Source organism: Pseudomonas sp. CFBP 8758, assembly GCF_014841725.1.
Classification (GTDB): Bacteria; Pseudomonadota; Gammaproteobacteria; order Pseudomonadales; family Pseudomonadaceae; genus Aquipseudomonas; species Aquipseudomonas baltica.
Genome location: NZ_JACYUK010000001.1, coordinates 664,583 through 683,385, shown reverse-complemented (window position 1 = coordinate 683,385; position 18,803 = coordinate 664,583). Strand labels below are relative to the sequence as shown.

General features: G+C 63.2%; 20 protein-coding genes. 6 read left to right on the top strand and 14 right to left on the bottom strand.

The window, feature by feature from the left end:
• Positions 1-30 precede the first annotated feature (30 nt).
• The 9 genes from flgG to IFT75_RS03255 form a co-directional block, all read right to left on the bottom strand.
• Positions 31-816: a flagellar basal-body rod protein FlgG gene (gene flgG, locus IFT75_RS03295; RefSeq protein WP_043186004.1), complete on the bottom strand. Its 786-nt coding sequence runs from the start codon at positions 814-816 to the stop codon at positions 31-33.
• A 49-nt stretch (positions 817-865) separates the two neighbouring features.
• A complete protein-coding gene (locus tag IFT75_RS03290) occupies positions 866-1,603 on the bottom strand; it encodes a flagellar basal body rod protein FlgF (RefSeq protein ID WP_122475939.1) in 738 nt (245 codons plus the stop codon).
• 233 nt (positions 1,604-1,836) lie between these two features.
• Positions 1,837-2,022 carry a hypothetical protein gene (locus tag IFT75_RS03285; protein ID WP_185794569.1) on the bottom strand — a complete coding sequence of 62 codons (186 nt, stop codon included), beginning with the start codon at positions 2,020-2,022 and terminating at the stop codon, positions 1,837-1,839.
• A 13-nt stretch (positions 2,023-2,035) separates the two neighbouring features.
• Complete coding sequence (flgE, locus tag IFT75_RS03280; RefSeq protein ID WP_122475942.1) at positions 2,036-3,346, bottom strand: flagellar hook protein FlgE; 1,311 nt, start codon at positions 3,344-3,346, stop codon at positions 2,036-2,038.
• A 28-nt stretch (positions 3,347-3,374) separates the two neighbouring features.
• The gene (gene flgD / locus IFT75_RS03275) at positions 3,375-4,076 is read right to left on the bottom strand and encodes a flagellar hook assembly protein FlgD (RefSeq protein ID WP_122475944.1); all 702 of its coding nucleotides are present in this window, start codon (positions 4,074-4,076) and stop codon (positions 3,375-3,377) included.
• Between the two features lie 15 nt (positions 4,077-4,091).
• Complete coding sequence (flgC, locus tag IFT75_RS03270) at positions 4,092-4,535, bottom strand: flagellar basal body rod protein FlgC (RefSeq protein ID WP_192053315.1); 444 nt, start codon at positions 4,533-4,535, stop codon at positions 4,092-4,094.
• A 3-nt stretch (positions 4,536-4,538) separates the two neighbouring features.
• Positions 4,539-4,946, bottom strand: a complete 408-nt coding sequence (flgB, locus tag IFT75_RS03265; protein WP_122475947.1) for a flagellar basal body rod protein FlgB — start codon at positions 4,944-4,946, stop codon at positions 4,539-4,541.
• 235 nt (positions 4,947-5,181) lie between these two features.
• Entirely contained in the window at positions 5,182-6,009 is an 828-nt protein-coding gene (gene cheR, locus IFT75_RS03260; RefSeq protein WP_122476757.1) for a protein-glutamate O-methyltransferase CheR, read from the bottom strand.
• 48 nt (positions 6,010-6,057) lie between these two features.
• Positions 6,058-6,984, bottom strand: coding sequence for a chemotaxis protein CheV (locus IFT75_RS03255; RefSeq protein ID WP_122475949.1), 927 nt, complete (start codon positions 6,982-6,984; stop codon positions 6,058-6,060).
• A 58-nt stretch (positions 6,985-7,042) separates the two neighbouring features.
• On the opposite strand from IFT75_RS03255, the gene flgA reads away from it, so the two are divergent.
• The 4 genes from flgA (at position 7,043) to IFT75_RS03235 (ending at position 9,543) form a co-directional block, all read left to right on the top strand.
• Positions 7,043-7,795 (top strand): flagellar basal body P-ring formation chaperone FlgA, encoded by a 753-nt coding sequence (flgA, locus tag IFT75_RS03250; protein WP_122713721.1) that lies wholly within the window; start codon positions 7,043-7,045, stop codon positions 7,793-7,795.
• 149 nt (positions 7,796-7,944) lie between these two features.
• The gene (gene flgM / locus IFT75_RS03245; RefSeq protein WP_122713722.1) at positions 7,945-8,250 is read left to right on the top strand and encodes a flagellar biosynthesis anti-sigma factor FlgM; all 306 of its coding nucleotides are present in this window, start codon (positions 7,945-7,947) and stop codon (positions 8,248-8,250) included.
• A gap of 49 nt (positions 8,251-8,299) precedes the next feature.
• Entirely contained in the window at positions 8,300-8,767 is a 468-nt protein-coding gene (locus IFT75_RS03240) for a flagella synthesis protein FlgN (RefSeq protein WP_122475954.1), read from the top strand.
• 29 nt (positions 8,768-8,796) lie between these two features.
• A complete protein-coding gene (locus tag IFT75_RS03235) occupies positions 8,797-9,543 on the top strand; it encodes a flagellar brake protein (protein WP_122475956.1) in 747 nt (248 codons plus the stop codon).
• A 36-nt stretch (positions 9,544-9,579) separates the two neighbouring features.
• Here IFT75_RS03235 and IFT75_RS03230 read toward each other — a convergent pair whose 3' ends face one another.
• Positions 9,580-10,872: an MFS transporter gene (locus IFT75_RS03230; protein ID WP_122475958.1), complete on the bottom strand. Its 1,293-nt coding sequence runs from the start codon at positions 10,870-10,872 to the stop codon at positions 9,580-9,582.
• A 115-nt stretch (positions 10,873-10,987) separates the two neighbouring features.
• Positions 10,988-12,229, bottom strand: a complete 1,242-nt coding sequence (locus IFT75_RS03225; protein WP_192053442.1) for a glutamine synthetase family protein — start codon at positions 12,227-12,229, stop codon at positions 10,988-10,990.
• Positions 12,230-12,538: 309 nt separating this feature from the next.
• Here IFT75_RS03225 and IFT75_RS03220 point away from each other — a divergent pair, with 309 nt between their 5' ends.
• Together IFT75_RS03220 and IFT75_RS03215 are read left to right on the top strand one after the other, a co-directional pair.
• On the top strand, positions 12,539-13,264 hold the full coding sequence (locus IFT75_RS03220; protein WP_163007416.1) for a helix-turn-helix domain-containing protein: 726 nt from the start codon (positions 12,539-12,541) through the stop codon (positions 13,262-13,264).
• A gap of 108 nt (positions 13,265-13,372) precedes the next feature.
• A complete protein-coding gene (locus tag IFT75_RS03215) occupies positions 13,373-13,813 on the top strand; it encodes a winged helix-turn-helix domain-containing protein (protein WP_185794495.1) in 441 nt (146 codons plus the stop codon).
• Here IFT75_RS03215 and IFT75_RS03210 read toward each other — a convergent pair.
• From IFT75_RS03210 to IFT75_RS03200, 3 genes are read right to left on the bottom strand one after another with little or no spacing between them, the layout of a single operon-like run.
• A complete protein-coding gene (locus IFT75_RS03210; RefSeq protein ID WP_122713729.1) occupies positions 13,810-15,060 on the bottom strand; it encodes an HlyD family type I secretion periplasmic adaptor subunit in 1,251 nt (416 codons plus the stop codon). The two genes, IFT75_RS03215 and IFT75_RS03210, sit on opposite strands and share 4 nt — an antisense overlap.
• A gap of 14 nt (positions 15,061-15,074) precedes the next feature.
• Positions 15,075-17,255, bottom strand: a complete 2,181-nt coding sequence (locus IFT75_RS03205) for a type I secretion system permease/ATPase (RefSeq protein WP_192053313.1) — start codon at positions 17,253-17,255, stop codon at positions 15,075-15,077.
• Positions 17,252-18,739, bottom strand: a complete 1,488-nt coding sequence (locus tag IFT75_RS03200; RefSeq protein ID WP_446731051.1) for a TolC family outer membrane protein — start codon at positions 18,737-18,739, stop codon at positions 17,252-17,254. Before IFT75_RS03200 ends, IFT75_RS03205 begins: the two co-directional genes overlap by 4 nt.
• Between the last annotated feature and the right edge of the window lie 64 nt (positions 18,740-18,803).

Genomic DNA, 18,803 nt, shown 5'->3' with positions numbered 1-18,803 from the left:
GGTAGCTTGGGGATTACGGATGGACCCGAATTACAGGTTCTGGGTCAGGTTCTGCAGCATCTGGTCGGCAGTGGAGATGACCTTGGAGTTCATCTCGTAGGCACGCTGGGTGGTGATCATGTTGACCAGCTCTTCCACAGTGCTCACGTTGGAGTTTTCCAGAGTGTTCTGCAGTACCGTACCGGCGCCGTTCAGGCCGGGCGTTGCCACTTGCGGCGCGCCGCTGGAGGCGGTTTCCAGGAACAGGTTGCCACCGATGGCCTGCAGGCCGGCCGGGTTGATGAAGTCGGCGGTCTGCAGGTTGCCGATCACCTGCGAAGCGGCGTTGCCGGCGGTGGTGATGGACACGGTGCCGTCGGTGCCTACGGTGAAAGTCTGCGCTTCGTTGGGAACGACGATGGCAGGTTCCAGCGCCAGGCCCTGGGCGGTGACGATTTGGCCGTCGGAGTTCAGGTGGAAGGTACCGTCACGCGTATAGGAAACGGTGCCGTCAGGCTGCATCACCTGAAAGAAGCCGCGACCGTTGATGGCCATGTCCAGCGGCTGGTCGGTGGTCTGCAGGCTGCCGGCGGTGAAGTTCTTCTGGGTGCCGACAATGCGCACACCGGTACCAACCTGCAGGCCCGACGGCAGTTCGCTGTCCTGGGTCGACTGGGCACCGGGCTGACGTTTGATCTGGTAGAGGAGGTCCTGGAATTCGGCGCGATCGCGCTTGAAACCCGTGGTCGACACGTTCGCCAGGTTGTTGGAAATCGTGGTCAGGTTGGTGTCCTGAGCCTGGAGGCCGGTCTTGCTGACCCATAGTGCTGGAAGCATGTGTCTTCTCCTGGAGCGCCTGGTTTACGGCGCGATCGCTACGCTGGAATTAGATTTGCAAGACCCGGGCCATGGCCTCGTCGCCTTCTTTGGCGGTGCTCATCATCTTGATGTGCAGTTCGAACTGCTTGGAGAGCGCCAGCACGGAGGTCATTTCCTCGACCGCATTGACGTTGCTCGCTTCCAGGAAGCCGGACTCGACGCGGACCGCAGCGTCGGCAGGTGCCGGTTGGCCGCTGGAGGTGTGGATCAGACCGTCCAGGCCCTTGGTCAGGGTTTTCACGTCCGGATTGACCAGCTTGATGCGGTCGACCTGGGCCATGACGTTGGGAGCCTGCCCCAGACCACGAATACTGATGGTGCCGTCCATGCCGATTTCGATTTTCTCGTCGGGCGGCACGGCGATCGGGCCGCCGTTGCCCATGACCGGCAAACCATTGCCGGCGCGCAGCACACCGAGCGCGTCGACGTTCATGCTGGCGGTGCGGACGTAGGCTTCGCCGCCGTCGGGTGTCTGTACGGCGATGAAGCCGTTGCCACCTACCGCGACGTCCAGATCCCGGCCGGTTTCCTGCAGCGCGCCGCCACTGAAATCGGTGGCCGGACGTTCGGTCAGGGCATAGGCCCGCGAAGGAAAGGTGTCGCCGAACACCGGCATGGAACGCGCCTGTTCCAGGTCACGCTTGAAGCCGGTGGTGGAAATGTTGGCCAGGTTGTTGGCATGCGCCTTCTGCGCCAGCGCGTTCTGGCTGGCACCGGTCATTGCCACATAGAGCATCTTGTCCACAGTTGTCTCCCTCGACGGGCGAATGCCGTCTACTGCTGTACTGAAAGAGGTAGAGCAATATGCGGGCCAACTTTGCCAATACGGCTACAGCCCCTCTAGGACGGGGGTTGCAGCGGTGCGGCCGAAGCGGACTGAAAGCTTGACGCCGAAAAGTCGGCGCCGGATTGCCGCTAGCGGCAACGGGAGAATGGATTTACGTCGCGACATCAGGGCGAGGCTCGACGGCGCCGTCTTCAACGACGGCAGCCGGCGTTGGTGAACGGCCCGGCGAAGCGACGGTAATGCGGGCCAGGGTCGACCTGACTGCACAGGTAGCGGCCGCTCGCCAGGCTCTGGTAGGTGTACCAGGGCGCGGGCGCCGCCACGGCCATCGCGCAGGTTGCGGCGATGGCCAGGGCTGCACACAGACACCGGATCACTGCCCTGCCCTCATCAGGTCATCTGGATGATGGTCTGCATCACGGTGCTTTCGGTGGAAATGGTCTTGGCGTTCGCCTGGTAGTTGCTTTGCGCTTTGATCAGGTTCACCAGCTCGGCCGTCAGGTCGACGTTGGAGTCTTCCAGCGCCTGGGACTGCAGGTTGCCCATGACACCGGTATCGGGCGTACCGATCACGGCGGTACCGGAAGCGAACGACTCCTTCCAGTTGGTGCCGCCATTGGGCGCCAGGCCTTGCATGTTGGCGAAGCTGGCCATGGCCACCTGACCGATGACTTTGTTCTGGCCGTTGGTGAAGTTGGCGAACATGTTGCCCGTGCCGTCCACCGACAGACCGGTCAGCTCACCTGTGGCGTAGCCGTCCTGGGTCTTGGCCGAGGTGGCCGATGCCGAGTTGTATTGCGTGGTCGCCAGCATGTCCAACGCCACGCCACCGGCATTGGCCGTCGCGCCGTTGGGTGTCCAGGTGCCATCGGCGCCACGGGTGGAAGGCACCCAGCCGGCAAGGTTGAAGCTCTTGTCGGCGTTGATGCCCAGGCCACCGGGCACGTTACCCTGAGCGGGCACGATGAGGCTGCCGTCGGACTTGAAGCTCAAGGTATTGACCAACGGCGTGGTGGCGGTCGGATCGGACGGATTGCGACCGTCGATGGTGGTGTGCATGGTCCAGCTGTTGGCCGTGGCATCCTTGACGAAGTACTGGTTCATCTGGTGGGCGTTGCCCAAGCTGTCGTACACATCGGTGTTGAAGGTGTAGTTGTAGCTTTTGACGTTGCTCGGGTCGAACGGGGTAATGGTCGCCTGCGGCGCGCTGGAGTTGAGGTTGACCGTTTCGGCGATTTTCGAGGTCGCTTTGGGCTGCAGGTTCGCGGAGTCGATTTTCAGGTTGGTCAAGACGCCCGTCTGCACTACGCCGTCCTGGGCGTTGTAGCCCTGCAGGTTGTTGCCGCTCACGTCGACGACGTTGCCGTCCTTGTCGCTGTAGAAGGCACCGGCACGGGTGTAGAGCTTCTGGCCACCATCGTTGAGCACGAAGAAGCCGTTGCCGTTGATCGCCAGGTCGAGGCTCTGCCCGGTCGAGGCGATGTTGCCCTGGGTGAACTGCTGCGACACGGCCGCGGTGGTCACACCGCTGCCCACGCTGGTCTTGCCGGCCGTGGCGCGAATGGACGCGGCGTACTGGTCGGCGAATTCCGCGCGCGAGGATTTGAAGCCGGTGGTCGCGACGTTGGCAATGTTGTTGCCGGTGACGTTGAGCGCCTTGTTGGCTGCCGAAAGACCGCTGAGGCCGATATTGAAAGTCATGCTGTACTCCTGCGCCGGACGAAGCGGCTCAAATTCCGATGGTTTGGACTTTCGACAGCGCAACGCTACCCAGTCCAGCGAGGTTGAGGGTCAATTCACCGCCGTTGGTGCCCATGGTGACGCTGTTCACCGTGGCTGGAAGGTAGGTGCTCATGGCCGTGGCGGTACCGTCGACGGTGGCTGCAGCCTTGAAGGTGTAGGTGCCGGCAGCGGCAACAGCGCCGTTGCTGTCCTTGCCATCCCAGGTGAAGGCGGCGTTGCCGGCGGACTGGCTGCCCAGATCGATATTGCGCACCAGGTCACCTTTGGCGTCGTAGACGCCCACCGTGGTGTTGCTGCTCGACGAGGTCAGCGCCACCGAGCCGGTGAGGCCCTTGGTGGGGTCGACCACGGCGGTATCGGTCTGGGCGATGACCGAGCGGCCGACCAGCGACGAGGCCTGCAGCGCCTGGGACGATTGGTAGTTGTTGACGATGGTGCCCACCGACGCATTCAGGCTCTGCATGCTTTCCAGGCTGCTGAATTGCGCCAGCTGGGCGACGAACTCGCCGTTGTCCTGGGGATCGAGGGGGTTCTGGTTCTGCATCTGGGTCACCAGCAGCTGCAGGAACGCGTCCTTGCCCAACGCACTGCCGGCGGTGCCGGTCGAGCTGTCGGTGCTGCTGGTGGTCTTCTGCAATGAGTCCAGGACCGAGGCGCTCACGCCATTGTTAATGCTGGTAGTCGTCATCTGCGCTCGCCTCTATCACTGACCCAGGGTCAGCACCTTCTGCATCATGGTCTTTGCGGTATTCATCAGTTCGGCGTTGGTCTGGAAGGAACGACTGGCCGAGATCATGTCGGCCATTTCCTCGACCACGTTGACGTTCGGGTAGTAGACGTAGCCATCCTTGTTCGCCGCCGGGTGATTGGGCTCGTAGCGCGCTTCCAGATCGCTCTGGTCCTCGACCACGCCGGTGACCTGCACACCCTGCCCCGCCGTATCCTGGTCCTGGAACAGCGAACCGCTGTCGCCGGCCTGCTGGCCCTGAAGCATGGTGGCGAACACCGGATGCCGTGCGCGGTAGGTCTGGTCGATGCTGGACGACACGGTTTCGGCGTTGGCGATGTTGCTCGCCACGGTGTTCAGGCGCGTGGTCTGCGCGCTCATGCCGCTACCGGCAATGTTGAAGACGCTGGCAAGGGACATGGCTTAATCTCCGCGAAGGGCCGATACCAGCCCTTTGAACTTGCTGTTGAGCAGGGTGAAACTGGCCTGGAAGTTGACCGAGTTCTCGGCGTAGTTCGACTGCTCGATCTGCGCATCGACGGTGTTCTGGTCCAGTGAAGGCTGCGTGGAAATGCGGTACTGCAAGGTCTCGTCGCCGGAGCTGAAGCCCTGGGCGGCGATGTGCTTGCTGCTGGTGGTCTGCAGGCCGAACGCACCTTTGCCGTTCTGCTCGTTCTGGGCTGCCAGCACCGAGGCGAAGTCCAGGTCCCGAGCCTTGTAGTTGGGGGTGTCGGCGTTGGCGATGTTGTTGGCCAGCACTTCGGCGCGCTTGGCGCGAAAGCCCAAGGCCTGCTCGTGAATGCCCAGCGCTTTGTCGAAACTGATGCTCATGTTGGTACCTATGCGGCAGACCAGATGGTTCGTGCAGGATAGATAGCAATCAGTGTGCCAAGTCTCAAAAAGCCCGTCCCATGCGGGTTGCGGGCCTATCAGGCGTTGGGTGATGCCAGAAAAGCGGCAAGAAATTTCCGCTGGAGGGGAAAAGCGGCAACGCTGGCGCCAGAAAAATTGCCGCCCGTGCGCCTTGGTCGCACGCCTGGGTGAAGGGGGCGCGCCAGGCGCAAGATCACTTGGCCTGGTAGATGATGCCGGGGCTGCACTGCACCATCTGATACAGCTCGGGCAAGCCGTTCAAGGCTTCGGACGCACCCAGGAACAGGTAGCCGCCCGGCTTGAGGGTGCCATGAATACGGGTGAGGATGTCTTTCTTGACCTGTGCGGAAAAGTAGATCAGCACGTTGCGGCAGAACACGATGTCGAACTTGCCCAACGCCGCATAGCTGTCGAGCAGGTTGAACGCACGAAACTCGACGCGACTGCGGATGGGCGCCTTGACCGCCCAGCGCCCCGGCGTCTTGGGATCGAAGTAGCGCTGCAGCCGCTCCTGGGAGAGGCCGCGGCCGATCGCCAGGCTGTCGTACTCACCACTCTTGCAGTTGGTCAGCATGCTGCCGGACAGGTCGGTGGCAACGATCTGCACGCCAGACTTCAACTGCCCCAGGTTGCTGCGCTCGAATTCGTCGATGGTCATCGACAGCGAATAGGGTTCCTGACCGGACGAGCACGCCGCCGACCAGATACGCAGGCGTGCGCCTGGGCTGGCCTTGATGCTTTCGGGCAAAACCTTGTTCTTCATCACTTCGAAGGGATAGGTGTCGCGAAACCACAGGGTTTCGTTGGTGGTCATGGCGTCCACCACCTGCTCGCGCAGACCGCTGCGCGGCTGGGTCTGGATACGCTGCACCAGTTCGCCCAGGGACTTGATGCCCTGCTGCTCCATCAGCTTGTTCAGGCGGCTGGCAACGAGGTACTGCTTGTTCTCGCCCAAGAGAATGCCACAGGCTTTTTCCAGGAAGACCCGGAACTGATCAAAATCCAAATTACCCGTAGACACGGTGCCGCCTCTTGCTGGTTCGGTAGGCCGGGCGCTGGCGCCCGGCATTCATACTGCTGCCTTGATGCGATCGACGACCCGTGCCGCCAGGTCGTCGGGGCGGAACTTGGCAAGGAAATCGTCGGCGCCGACCTTCTTGACCATGGCCTGGTTGAACACCCCTGACAACGACGTATGCAGAATGATGTGCAGCTTCTGCATGCGTGGGTCGCTGCGGATCTCGGCGGTCAGCGTGTAGCCGTCCATCTCCGGCATCTCGATGTCGGAGATCAGCATGAGGAATTCCTCCTCCGGACGCTTGCCCTCGTCGACCATCTTGCGCAGATACTCCAGCGCCTGACGGCCGTCGTTCAAGGCCACCACTTCTACCCCCACGGTCTGCAGGCAACGGGTCACCTGCTTGCGTGCCACCGATGAATCGTCGACGGTCAACACGCGCAGGGAAACGGCCTTGCTGTGCGTCTCCTCGTCGACCACGCCAACCGAGATCGCTTCGGAGGTCGGCGCTACTTCGGCGAGGATTTTCTCGACGTCGATGATCTCCACCAACTGGTTATCCACGCGGGTGACGGCCGTCAGGTAGTGATCGCGGCCGGTACCCCGGGGTGGTGGATGGATCTCTTCCCAGTTCATGTTGACGATGCGTTCCACCGAATGCACCAGAAAGCCCTGAATCTTGGTGTTGTACTCGGTGATGATGACGAAGGTATCGGTCGATGCCACAAGGCCCGCAGCACCCGTGGCCATGTCCAGATCGAGGATCGGGATGGTCGCGCCACGGATGTTGGCCACGCCGCGAACCACCGGGTTGGACTTCGGCAATACCGTCAGTTTGGGGCATTGCAGCACCTCCCTGACCTTGAAGACGTTGATCCCGTAGAGCTGCTTGCCATTGAGGCGAAACAACAACAGCTCCAGGCGATTCTGCCCAACCAGCTGCGTGCGCTGGTTCACCGAATCCATTACACCCGCCATGCCCAAACTCCTCTTGCGACCCGCTCGATATCGGCACGGGCCTTGCTATTAGCACTGCATGAACGCAAAAACGACAGTTTCTCGACACATCGCCGCGTATTTATTCTGGGCCGTTGCCACGGTGGGTGGCGCGGTGCTCGGCAGTGCGGCGCGCGCCGACAATGTCACATTGCCCGAACAGCTTATCGGTGTCACCCAGGGTTTTCTTGAGTTCACTGTTGAAGATTATCTGGCGACCTCGCAAATCCAGGGCCGCTACGAGATCGAAGTGAACAACCTCGACCCGCGTCTGCGCATGCCCGGTTGCGATCGGCAGCTGTCGGCCACCCTGGAAAGCCCGGCGCAACCGATGGGCCGAGTGACCGTACGAGTGCGCTGCGAAGGCGCTGCGCCGTGGACGGTATTCGTTCCGGCGCAGGTCCGGCTGTTTCGCGAGGTGGTGACCACCACCCGACCCTTGAAGCGCGACAGCGTGTTGACGGAGGCCGACGTGGCGTTGCGCGAACGCGACGTCGGCGCGATGGGTCAAGGCTTCCTGGTCTCGCTGGACGAGGCCGTGGGCATGAAGCTGATCCGACCGACGGTGATCGACCAGGTGCTCACGCCGGTATTCCTCGAACAACAGGCGCTGGTGCTCAAGGGTGATCAGGTGGTGATCATTGCCCGCAGCGGCACCCTGGCGGTCCGCATGCCGGGCGAAGCGCTGGCGCAGGGCGGCATGAGCGAGCAGATACGCGTACGCAACCTGAACTCCAAACGGGTGGTCAAGGCGCGCGTCACCGGGCCTGGACAAGTGGAAGTGGCGATGTAAAAGCTGGCCGGCGAACCGGAGTTTTCCTACACTAGGGGCCTACACGGGCCCGTAGCCGCGGCATCGGGCATTTGCGAAACAGCGCCTAAAGTTAATCGGGATTTGGCCGAAAACAAGGCAAGCGTCCAAATACCCAGAGGTTCAGAACAATGGTTATCGACTTCAACCGAGTGGGCAACTCGCCGTCAGTGCAGGGTACTTCGCGTACCAGCGCTGCCAAGGAAGTGGCCGCCGACACGGCCGTGCCAAGCACGCCCGCCGTGAAGAGCGGGGAACCGGTCACCTTGAGCGATCAGGCCCAGCAAATGCAGAAAATCACCGACAAGCTGAGCGATCAGCCCACTGTCAACAGCGCCCGCGTCGCCGAGCTCAAGCAGGCTATCGCCGAGGGCAGCTATAAAGTCGACAGCGAGCGCGTTGCCAGCAAAATGCTCAATTTCGAAGCCCAGCGCTAGCCCAGTCTAGGCGCCGGGGTTTCTGGACGCGTCAACGCCAGGGCTCACCATGCACGATCAAACGCTGTTGCAGCTGATTGAAGAAGACCTCCCGTACGCAGGGCAGCTGCTCGAGCTGCTGCGCGACGAGTCGCTGGCGTTGCAAAGCCGCGACATGGAGCTTCTGGAAACGATTCTGGCGCAGAAGCAGTCGTTGATCGTGTTGCTCGAGCAGAACGGACGCCGGCGCAGCCACCTGCTCATGCAGCTCGGCCTGTCCGCCGATCGCGACGGGCTGCAGGCGCTGGCGCGCCAGTCGCACCTGGGCGATGCGTTGCTGGCCCGGGGCGATGCGTTGAGTCAGTTGCTCGCACAGTGCCAGGCCATCAATGCACAGGTGGGCCAAGGCATCGTGCGCCAGCAGGTGGCGACCGCCAACCAGATCCGCATACTTACTGGCGCCGAGCCACCGTCGCTCTACAACAGCCGTGGCTCGACCGCGCGAATGGCCACCTACCGCGCCCTCAGCCAGGCCTGACCTGTGCGTTCCCCGGAGTAGACCAGAACGTGTCAAACGCATCGAACGTGGAAGACGCACCGCAACCGCCCAAGGTGCTTGCCACACCCCTGGAAGTCGCCGCCAACCTGCGCATGCTCCAGGAAAGCCACGACCCCCTGATCATCACTTTTCACGAGCGCACCCTGCGCTGCCAGAGCTTTCTGGTGGAAGTGGACCGGGACAACCTGCGCATCGTCCTTGATGAAATGATTCCCCGCGAAGGCGAGAAATACCTGGAAGCAGGTGAAGGGTTCAAGGTCGAAGGCTTTCATGACGGCGTGCGCGTTGCCTGGGAAAGCCATGGCCACTGGACCATCACCCAGAAGCAGGGCAGCCGCTGCTATGTCGGCGCGCTGCCTGGCCAGGTGGTCTACCACCAGCGCCGCAATGCCTTTCGTGCCGCACTCAAGTTGTCGCAACTGGTCGATGTGGAAATCGCCGGCAGTCGGCTGAAGAGCACGCTGGTGGGCAAGCTGCTCGACATCTCGGCCCATGGCTGCAAGCTGCGCTTCGAGGGCGACATCGCCGAGCGGTTACAGCTGGGGCAGATCTACGAGCGCTTCAGCGCCGGCCTTCCCTTCGGCGCCATGAATACGGCGGTCGAGCTGCGCCACCTGCATTTCGAGGAGCGCATCGACACCACTTTCGTGGGCGTGCGCTTCCACAATATCCCGGGGCTGATGCAGCGGCAGCTCGAGCGCTTCGTGCATCAGTTGCAGCGCGACGCACAGCGCTTCGACCGGGACGATTTCTAAACCCGGGCCGCGCCCCGAGCGCGGCCCGGCGGCACCCTAGCCAGCCTTGACCGGCTCTTCTTCGGCAGGTTCGGTGTTCTGCATCTGTTCCTGCACCATGTGCTCATCCACCCGCGGGTCCAACGCTGCGGCCAACGGCGAGTTGGCGGCCGGCATGGCCACGTGATGCAACGGTGCGTCGTCCACGACGTGCAGGTTGGTCACTGCCTTCGGCCTGATCCGCCATACCAGCACCACGGCGAAAAAGCTGAAGAAGGCATACAGCATCTGGCTGCCGAACTGCTTCATCAGCACCCCTGCCACCAATGGGCCGATACAGGCGCCCACACCGTAGGTTACCAACAGCATGGCGGTCAGCGAGACTCGTCGATCGGCCTCGACGTGGTCGTTGGAAAACGCCACGGCCAGTGGGTACAGCGAGAACTGCAGCAGCGACACCAGGAAGCCGGCTGCGAACAGCACCTCCAGCGGCACAGCTGGAATCAGCGCCAAGGGCAATGCGGCGACGGCGATACCGACGGCCACGCAGCGGATCAGCAGCGCACGGTCATAACGGTCCGACAGCCAGCCCAGCGGCCACTGCACCAGCAACCCGGCGAAAATGCACGAACCCATGAACAGGCCGACCTGCTCCGTGCTCAGGCCTTGCGCCGAGGCGTATAGCGGCGCCAGACCGTAGAACGAACCGACGATCAGGCCTGAGCCAAGCACGGTGCTCAGTGACTGCGGCACGCGACTGATGAAGAAGCGTGGCTCCATGGGCGCCGGGTGCATGGGCGCCGGGTGAATCCGCCGCGTCAGGGCCACCGGCACCAGGCACAGGGCGAAGCACAGCGCGACCAGCATGAGCAGTTCCAGCCCCAGTTGCGGATGCACCACCAGAATCAGCTGGCCCAGGACCAGGCCCAGGTAGGAAGCGATCATGTAGCCGCTGAACACCGCTCCGCGCTGCTTGCTGTCGGCCTGCTCGTTGAGCCAGCTTTCGATCACCATGTACTGGCACATCATGCCCAGACCGACGATGACCCGCAGGAACAGCCAGGCTGGCAGGTAGTTCACCAGGCCATGGCCCAGCACGGCGGCGCCGACGATACCGGCGCAGGTGGCATAGGCACGGATATGGCCCACGCGGGCGATCAACCTGTGGCCGATCTTGCCGCCCAGGGCCAGGCCGAAATAGTTGGCGGCCATCAGCGCACCCACCCACAGGCTGTCGACCTGCTCGGCCGACAGGCGCAGGGCCAGGTAGGTACTCAACAAGCCAGAGCCGATCAGCATCATCAGTGAGGCGAAGTACAGGGCTCGAAAGTTTTTCCAGATTTGGCGCATTGCAGGTCCGCGGTAAAGGGTGTCGGAACGATCGGTTCACAGGCAACGCCCTTTTCCGCCACCTCGGCTGAGCGCGGCGGGGAAAATCGTCACCTGCATACAAGCTGTTGCAGGATCAAGCTTGGGCCGCCAGCACCCGGCGTTCCCAAGGAGTGATTTCGTCGAAGAAACTCGCCAGCTCCAGGGTCTTGGTCGCAATGTAGCCTTCGATGAACACATTGCCGAACAGTTCCCTGGCCAACGGGCTGCGCTTGAGACGCTCCAGGGCCGCATGCAAGGTACATGGCAACGACAATTCTTCCGGCACGGCAAGGTCGCCCTGCATGGGCTGCGAGGGCTCGAGCCGGTGTTCGATGCCGTGCAGGCCGGCGGCGAGGCTGGCGGCGATGGCCAGGTAGGGATTGGCATCGGCGCCGGGCAGACGGTTCTCGACCCTGCGGGCGCAGGCAGCGCTGGCCGGTATGCGCAGCCCGGCGGCGCGGTTGTCATGGGACCAGCAGGCATTGTTGGGCGACGCATAGGGCTGACACAGGCGCTGGTAGGAATTCACGTTGGGCGCCAGCAGCGCCGTGAAATCGGCCATGGCCGCCTGTTGCCCGCCGATGAAATGACGGAAGGTGTCGGTGGGCTGGTCATGGGCATCGTTGAACACGTTCAGGCCGGTGTCCAGTGCCACGACGCTCTGGTGGATGTGCATTGAACTGCCAGCCACCCGTGCCAGCGGCTTGGCCATGCATACCACGCTCAACCCATGCTTGAGCCCGACTTCCTTGAGCAGGTGCTTGAACAGGAAAGTCTGGTCGGCGAGCAGCAGCGGATCACCATGCAGCAGGTTGATCTCGAACTGGCTGACGCCCATTTCGTGCATCACCGTGTCGCGCGGCAGCCCCAGCGCTGCCATGCTGCGATAGACCTCGTTGAAAAACGGCCGCAAGCCATTGTTGGACCCCACGCTGAACGCACTGCTGCCATCCTCGCGTCGGCCATCCAGCCCGATCGGCGCCTGGAACGGCAGTAACGGGTCGGGATTGGCGGCGAAGACGAAGAATTCCAGCTCGGTCGCTACCACCGGGGCCAAGCCCAGGCGCTCATAGCGTGCAACCACTGTCTTGAGCAGGCCGCGGGTCGACAGCGCAGAAAACCCGCCGCTCAACTCCTCGGCATCGCAGACCACCCAGGCACGGGCCGGCTCGCTCCAGGGCAGGCGCTGCAACCGAGTCAGGTCGGCCACCAGTGCGACGTCGCCGTCGTCGGCGCCGTAGTAGCGGCTGGGCGGATAACCGCCCATGATGCATTGCAGCAGCACGCCGCTGGCCAGTTGCAGACGACGACCCTCCAGGAACCCTTCTGCCGTCATGACCTTGCCTCGCGGTACGCCATTGAGATCAGGTGTGACGCATTCGATTTCATCGACACCGCTCAAACGCTCGGCGACCGTACGCAGTCCTTCGCTACTCATTTCTCTGCCCTTGACGCTCAATGCCGTACTCGGCGATGTACACAAAATACGCAACGCAGCGGGCGGGTGACAAGCCACCTGCAGGAAGCGTTGCGAACAAGTCGCTTGCCGATAGCGTAGCGCCAGTACACAGTGTAGTGACTTGGATCCAAGCAGCTCGATGCTGCGCCTTGTTCGTCGGCTCGGCGAACAGCAGGAATGATACACATGGATGTTTTGGCTGCACTGTTTCACCCGCTTGAACCGCGTCTTCTCATGCTTTGCAGCGATACCTCACGGAGCGACTCGCTCGAGCGCTGCCTTCACCACCTTTCCCTGCCCGTCGAGGGCCTGCAGCCGGACTTGCAGCCGACATTCGACTACGAAAAGAGCCGGCACAAGGCCATTCTCGTCGAGCCTGCCCGTGGCGAACGACAACAGGGCGTCCGCTGGGTCGACGACATCCGTCGAGGCAACAGCTGGGCGTCGGTGCTGGTCGCCCTGACCGGCGCCGACCCCGCCATTCGCCAAGCCTACCAACACGCAGGGGCCGACCACGTGCTGCGATTGCCGGGCCCGGAGCAGGAGCGCGAAGCCTTCTATCTCGCGCTGTTCCAGAACCCCGACTACTGGAATCTGGCCCCACCGGTGCTGGATCCCGTACGTCTGTGCCTGGAAGACGCGACGCGACGCCTGGACCTGACCTTTGTGCAGGTTCAGGTGGTCCTGGCGCTGCTCTACGCCCCTCATCACCAGCTGAGCTTCGACGATCTGGCGCAACTGCTGGGGCTTAATATGCGCACCTACGACGTGCGGGTGGTGGAGAAATTCGTCAGTCGCCTGCGCAGCAGCATTCGCCGAGCCTTCGGCACCCATGTCATCCAGAGCGTACGCGGCACCGGCTACCGCCTGATTCGCGGCTGCATCTCGCCCCCGCCCATCGCCTTTCGCTGAAAAGCGTTTTTCGACTGACCGATGGCCATTGGCGATTTTTTCAAAGCGTACTAGCCTTGAATTGATAGAGAAATTGGATCCAGCACCACGTTTTGAAGGAACGACCCCATGCCTACGGACCTTGGCAACAAATATTCTTCCGTCTATACGCAGCTCTATACGGCCCATCAAACAGCGGATGATGCGCAGCTCGCACACGGCCGCTGGTGGTTCAACGACATCGACCGAACCCTGACCCAGAATGGCATCAGCGTGGCCTTGACGCGTACCGAGTGCTCGCTGCTGAGCCTGCTCGCCTTCAGCAGCGAGCGGGTGGTCAGCAAGGAAGCGCTGATCGCCGGACTGGGCAAGAACCCCAGCCAGTACAACGGTCTGGAAATGTCCCTGAGCCGCCTGCAAAGCAAGTTTGGCCAATGCAGCGGTGGCGAACGCCTGATCCGCTCGGTACGCAACCGCGGCTATTGCCTGGCCCAGGTGGTGCGTTCGGCGTATTGCCCGAGCTGGAAATCGCCGGGGGGCCAGGCTGCCGAGCCCCCCTGCTCTTCCTAGCGTTCGCGCAGGGCTTCCTTGGCCCTGTTCAGCGGCTTTATCAAATAATCCAGCACTGTCTTGTGGCCTGTGGTGATGTCGACCGTGGCGATCATGCCGGGGACGATGGCAAACTTCTTCCCGGCCTTGTTCTCCAGCGAGTCGGAATCGGTGCGGATGAACACTCGGTAATAGAACACCTCGGGTTTCACTTCATCCTGGATGGTATCGGGCGAGATGGTCACCACCCGGCCGTCGAGCCCGCCGTAGATCGAATAGTCATAGGCGGTGATCTTTACCTTGGCTTGCTGATCGGGATGAATGAAAGCGATATCGCGGGGTGAAATTCTCGCTTCGATCAGCAAGCGCTCGTCCAGCGGCACGATCTGCATCAATTGGCCATTGGGCGGCACCACGCCGCCGATGGTGGTGACTTCGATGTCCTTGACGATGCCACGCACGGGCGAGCGCAGGGTCAGGCGCGACACCGAATCGGAGCGGCCCTTGAGCACCGCGGTCAGGGTTTCCACATCGGCATTGGCCTTGGCCAGCTCCTCGCGGGCACGCACCATGTAGTCGGAGCGGGCTTCGGTGAGCTTGAGCTCGAGCTCTGAGCGCTGCCGATTCAGGCGCAGTACTTCCACCCGGCTGGCAGCACCGGTTCTGGCCAGGTTTTCGGTGATCTGCAATTCGCTGCGCACCAGCCGCAGGGATTCGTTGATGCCGGCCAGCGAGTCGTCCAGACCACGACGGCGGACGTTGTACAGCTCGGTTTCGGCCTTGAGCAAGGCCGGATAGGCGTCGAGCTCGGCCGGGAACTTCAGGGGCTTGAGCCCGACTTCGGCCTGCAGGCGGGCAACACTGGCCAAGGTCGCGCGGTATTTCGCCGCGCTCTCGCCGAAGTTGGATTCGGTCTTGGTCGGGTCCAGCTGGGCCAGCACCTGACCGCGTTCGACGATTGCCCCTTCGGTGACGTTCATCTCGGCCACGATGCCGCCTTCGAGCGACTGGATCAGCTGTTCCCGCGAGCTGGGAATGACTTTGCCGGTGCCGGTGGAGACTTCCACGACCTCGAAGAAGAATGCCCAGACGAAGAACGCCAGCAGCATCGCCACCGCGACCCACACCACGCGGGTCGCGCGCACCACGGTGGAGTCGTCGACACCGTCCTGGTAATACGACTGGCCCGGCGCACCGTCTTCGCTGAGCAGCGGGATGCGCTTGAATTCACCGGAGCCCAGCACCTTGAAAGACTTGCCTGTATCCATTGCCCTGCCCTCCTTCATTGAGCCGCGCCCTTGGGACGCGACAGTCTGGCGATGGCGTTTTCCTTGGTGTCGTCGATCACCACCTGACCGTTGTCGACCACGATGATCCGGTCGACCAGGGCCAGCACGCTGGTGCGGTGGGTGGCCACGATGATCGTGCGGCCCTGGCCCCAGGTCGCCAGGTTCTGGATCAGCCGGCGTTCGGTGGTTTCGTCCAGCGATGCAGTGGGTTCGTCGAGCAACAGGATGTGCGGCTGGCGGATCAGCAGGCGCGACAGCAACAGCGACTGGCGCTGACCACCCGACAGGCCGAGGCCGCCTTCGAGAATCAAGTGATCCATGCCAGTCGGGCACTGGCGCACGAAATCCAGCGCGCCAGTGATTTCCAGTGCCGCGATGATCTCCTGGTCCGACGCCTGCCCGGCGCCCATGATCAGGTTCTCACGCAGGCTGCCGTGGAACAGCCGCGAGTTCTGCGTGAGCAGGCCGATGTCGCGGCGCACGTCGGCAGGGTCGATATGGCCCAGGGCGACGCCGTCGAGGCTGATGCTGCCGCCGCTCAGGTCCAGGCCGCCGGCCAGTGCCTGGAGCAAGGTCGACTTGCCGGCACCGTTGCGGCCAAGCACGGCGATGCGCTCGCCCGGCGCGATGCTCAACTCGTTGACGGTCAGTGCCGGAGTGCGCGACTCCTCGCTGTACTTGAAGCTGGCGCGCTTGAGCTCGTAGCGGCCGCCGATCACCGGCAGGTGCACGCGTTGGGCACCTTCGGGGTGATCGACCGGCAACAGCATCAGGCGGTTGAGCCCTTCCAGGGCAACCTTGGCCTGCTGCCAGCGGGTCAGCACATGGGTCAGCTGCGACACCGGCGCCATCATCCGCGAGGCCAGAATCGAGGCGGCCACCAGGCTACCGGTGGTGAGGTCGCCGGCAATCACCATGGGCGCGCCGAACACGATGACGATAGCGAACACCGCGCTCTGCACGTTCTGCGTCCAGGCCACCAGGCCGTTGGTCAAGGTACGCAGGCGCAGGCTGCTGTCGGCTGCCACGGCGTTGTAGTGGTTCCATTGCTGCTGGAAGCGCTGCTCGGCCTGCAGGCTCTTGATGTCGTCCATTCCCTGCACGGTTTCTACCAGCATGGCGTTGCGCAGCGCTGATTCGCGCATGGATTCGTTGGCCAACCGCGCCAGCTTGCGCTGGGCCATCAGCCCAGGCACCACCATCGCCACCAGTGCGCACAGGGGAATCAGCACCAGTGGCCCGCCGATCAGGTAGAACACCACCAGGAAAATCAGGAAGAACGGCAGGTCGGCCAGGGCCGTGGCAGTGCTGGAGGTGATCAGGTCACGCAGCGACTCGAGTTCGCGCAGCTGCGAGATGAACGAACCGGTGGACTTGGGCCGTGCCGAGTTGCGCAGGCGCATCGCGTGGCCGAAGACCAGGTCGCTGACACGCAGGTCCGCGCGCTTGCCCAGCAGGTCGGTGATCTTCATGCGCATGATGCGCATGATGAAGTCGAAGGTGATCGCCAGCAGCACGCCGCCGAACAGCACGTACAGGGTGGGCAGCGATTCGGCCGGGATCACCCGGTCGTATACCTGCATGGAGAACAACACCCCGCCCAGACCAAGGATGTTGGCCACCAGCGAGGCCAGCATGACGTGCCCGTAGGGCCTGAGGTCGCGCAGCACGATCTTGCGGAACCAGTGCTCGTCGTAGGGTTTGATGTAGTCGTTGGTGCGCACGTCGCTGACCGGCCGCGCCGGACGCAGTATCACCGTGCGCAGGGCGTTGTCGAGCAGGGTCTGGCGGTCGATGCTGCTCTGCAGCCCTTGGTCGCCGCTATAGGCGATGCCGATCTGCTCGTCGTCGCCGAGCACCTGGACGATGCCGACCTGACCGTCCTTGAGCTGCACCACCAGCGGCGTGCGCCACTGGGTCAGGGTGGTGGGGTCGTAGCGGGCGAACTTGATCGTCAGGCCGGCCTGCCGGGCCATCTGCCGCAGGACGTCCTCGACGCTGGAATCGTCGGCACGCAGCGATGCGATACGCACGTTTTCCGCCGAGCACTCCAGGCGGTAGTGACGCGCCACACCGAGGATCGCGTCGAGCCAGACCCGGTAGTCCTGGCGCGAGAAGGTTTGCGCGGGTTGTACCGATTCCGCGTCCAGGGGCAGGTTCACGGCATCGTTCATGGCAATATCTCCACGCCTTGGATGGTGCTTTGATCGATCCGGTAGGCACTGCGCAGGGCGCCAGTGCTGTACAGACAGTCGACCTGCAGGCGGCGCAGATCAGCTTCGGTATTGGCCAGGTCGAAGCGCGACTGGTGGATCTCCTGCTCGGCGTTGAGCAGGTCGAGCAGTGGCCGCGTGCCCAACTCCAGGTATTGCTGGCCGTACAGCTCGCGGGCTTCGGAGATGCTGCCTTGGCGCGACTGCAGCGAGCCGAGCCGGCGGTCCAGGCTGGCAGTTTGCGCCTTCGCTTCGAACAAGCCCTGGCGGGCCTGCAGGCGGGCGGCATCTTCGGCCGAGTCGGCGGCAGTCAGGGCATAGGTAGCTGCGGCGGTACGCGCGGTGGTGGCACCGCCCTGGTAGAACGGCACGTCGAGGTTGATGAAGATGCCTGCCTGGGTACGGTCGATATTGGAATTGTTGCTGTTGTAGTTGCTGTCCAGGTAGTGGTTCAGCGTGGGGTCGACCGACAGCGTCGGCAGCCCATCGGCGCGGGCCTGGCGAATGGCCGCCTGGGCCTCGACCCGTTGCGCGTTGGCTACCAGAATGCCGGGCAAGGCGTTCATGTCCGGCTCTGCAGCGTTGCAGGAGGCCAGCAGCGACGGCGGAAAGTCGTCGTTGACGTCGAACGGCGCGGCGCGACCGACCAGGTTGATCAGGTTGGCTCGCCAGCGGTTGTACAGCGCCTGGTATTGCAGCAGGGTGGCACGTGCGCCGTCTTCACGGGACCTGGCCTGGACCACGTCCGAACGCGTGGCGGCGCCCATGTCGCTGCGCTGACGTGCCAGCTCGGCAATGCCGGCGATGCCCTTGATCTGCTCGCGAGCGACCTGCAGCAGGCGTTGATAGCGCTGCACCTCGATGTAGGCCTGGGAGGTGTCGCGTGCCACCTGATCGATGCTCAGCAGTACCTGTGCCTGACTGCGGGCGACGCGGGCCTTGGCGACGTCGACCGCACTGTCGACCTTGCCGAAGTCGTAGAGCATCTGCTTGAGCGAGATGTTCACCGCCTGGCTGGTGCCATTGCCACCGTAGGAACTGTCGAGACCACCACGCAGCCCGCCGGTGATGCGTGGATAGTAGCCGGCACGCGCCACGTTGATGCCTTCACCCTGCTGGTACAGGGTGCCGATCGCCTCGCCGATGCTCGGATGCCATTCCACCGCCAGGCGGACGGCCTGGACCAGGCCCAGCTGAGTGCCGGAGACCGGCGCGGCCAGATCGGAATCGTCGAGCCTGGCCCCCGCCGCCGTTGCAGCGGACGCAATCGCAGGCCTGGCGACATTGCGTGGATGCGGCCGAGCGGTCTGCTCGGGGCGGGTTTCCAAGCGGCTCGGGCTGATGACCTTGAGCCCGGGTTCGAGGGTGTCTGCGGCATGTGCCGGCAGGCTGTAGAGCGGTGTGATGCCCAGTGCCAGAACGGCCACTGAAATATGTGTCGCCAAAGAGGTGCACTTCAAGCCAATCCCCCACTTCCTGTTCTTGATGGCACGCCCGATTCAGGCGGCG

Bases quoted from the DNA above. Each gene is read 5' to 3' on its own strand.
- IFT75_RS03225 (WP_192053442.1), bottom strand. From the start codon at position 12,229: ATGACGGCAGAAGGGTTCCTGGAGGGTCGTCGTCTGCAACTGGCCAGC.
- IFT75_RS03230 (WP_122475958.1), bottom strand. From the start codon at position 10,872: ATGCGCCAAATCTGGAAAAACTTTCGAGCCCTGTACTTCGCCTCACTG.
- flgG (WP_043186004.1), bottom strand. From the start codon at position 816: ATGCTTCCAGCACTATGGGTCAGCAAGACCGGCCTCCAGGCTCAGGAC.
- IFT75_RS03215 (WP_185794495.1), top strand. From the start codon at position 13,373: ATGCCTACGGACCTTGGCAACAAATATTCTTCCGTCTATACGCAGCTC.
- IFT75_RS03220 (WP_163007416.1), top strand. From the start codon at position 12,539: ATGGATGTTTTGGCTGCACTGTTTCACCCGCTTGAACCGCGTCTTCTC.
- flgC (WP_192053315.1), bottom strand. From the start codon at position 4,535: ATGTCCCTTGCCAGCGTCTTCAACATTGCCGGTAGCGGCATGAGCGCG.
- IFT75_RS03205 (WP_192053313.1), bottom strand. From the start codon at position 17,255: ATGAACGATGCCGTGAACCTGCCCCTGGACGCGGAATCGGTACAACCC.
- flgA (WP_122713721.1), top strand. From the start codon at position 7,043: ATGAACGCAAAAACGACAGTTTCTCGACACATCGCCGCGTATTTATTC.
- IFT75_RS03240 (WP_122475954.1), top strand. From the start codon at position 8,300: ATGCACGATCAAACGCTGTTGCAGCTGATTGAAGAAGACCTCCCGTAC.
- flgD (WP_122475944.1), bottom strand. From the start codon at position 4,076: ATGACGACTACCAGCATTAACAATGGCGTGAGCGCCTCGGTCCTGGAC.
- flgE (WP_122475942.1), bottom strand. From the start codon at position 3,346: ATGACTTTCAATATCGGCCTCAGCGGTCTTTCGGCAGCCAACAAGGCG.
- flgM (WP_122713722.1), top strand. From the start codon at position 7,945: ATGGTTATCGACTTCAACCGAGTGGGCAACTCGCCGTCAGTGCAGGGT.
- IFT75_RS03210 (WP_122713729.1), bottom strand. From the start codon at position 15,060: ATGGATACAGGCAAGTCTTTCAAGGTGCTGGGCTCCGGTGAATTCAAG.
- flgB (WP_122475947.1), bottom strand. From the start codon at position 4,946: ATGAGCATCAGTTTCGACAAAGCGCTGGGCATTCACGAGCAGGCCTTG.
- IFT75_RS03255 (WP_122475949.1), bottom strand. From the start codon at position 6,984: ATGGCGGGTGTAATGGATTCGGTGAACCAGCGCACGCAGCTGGTTGGG.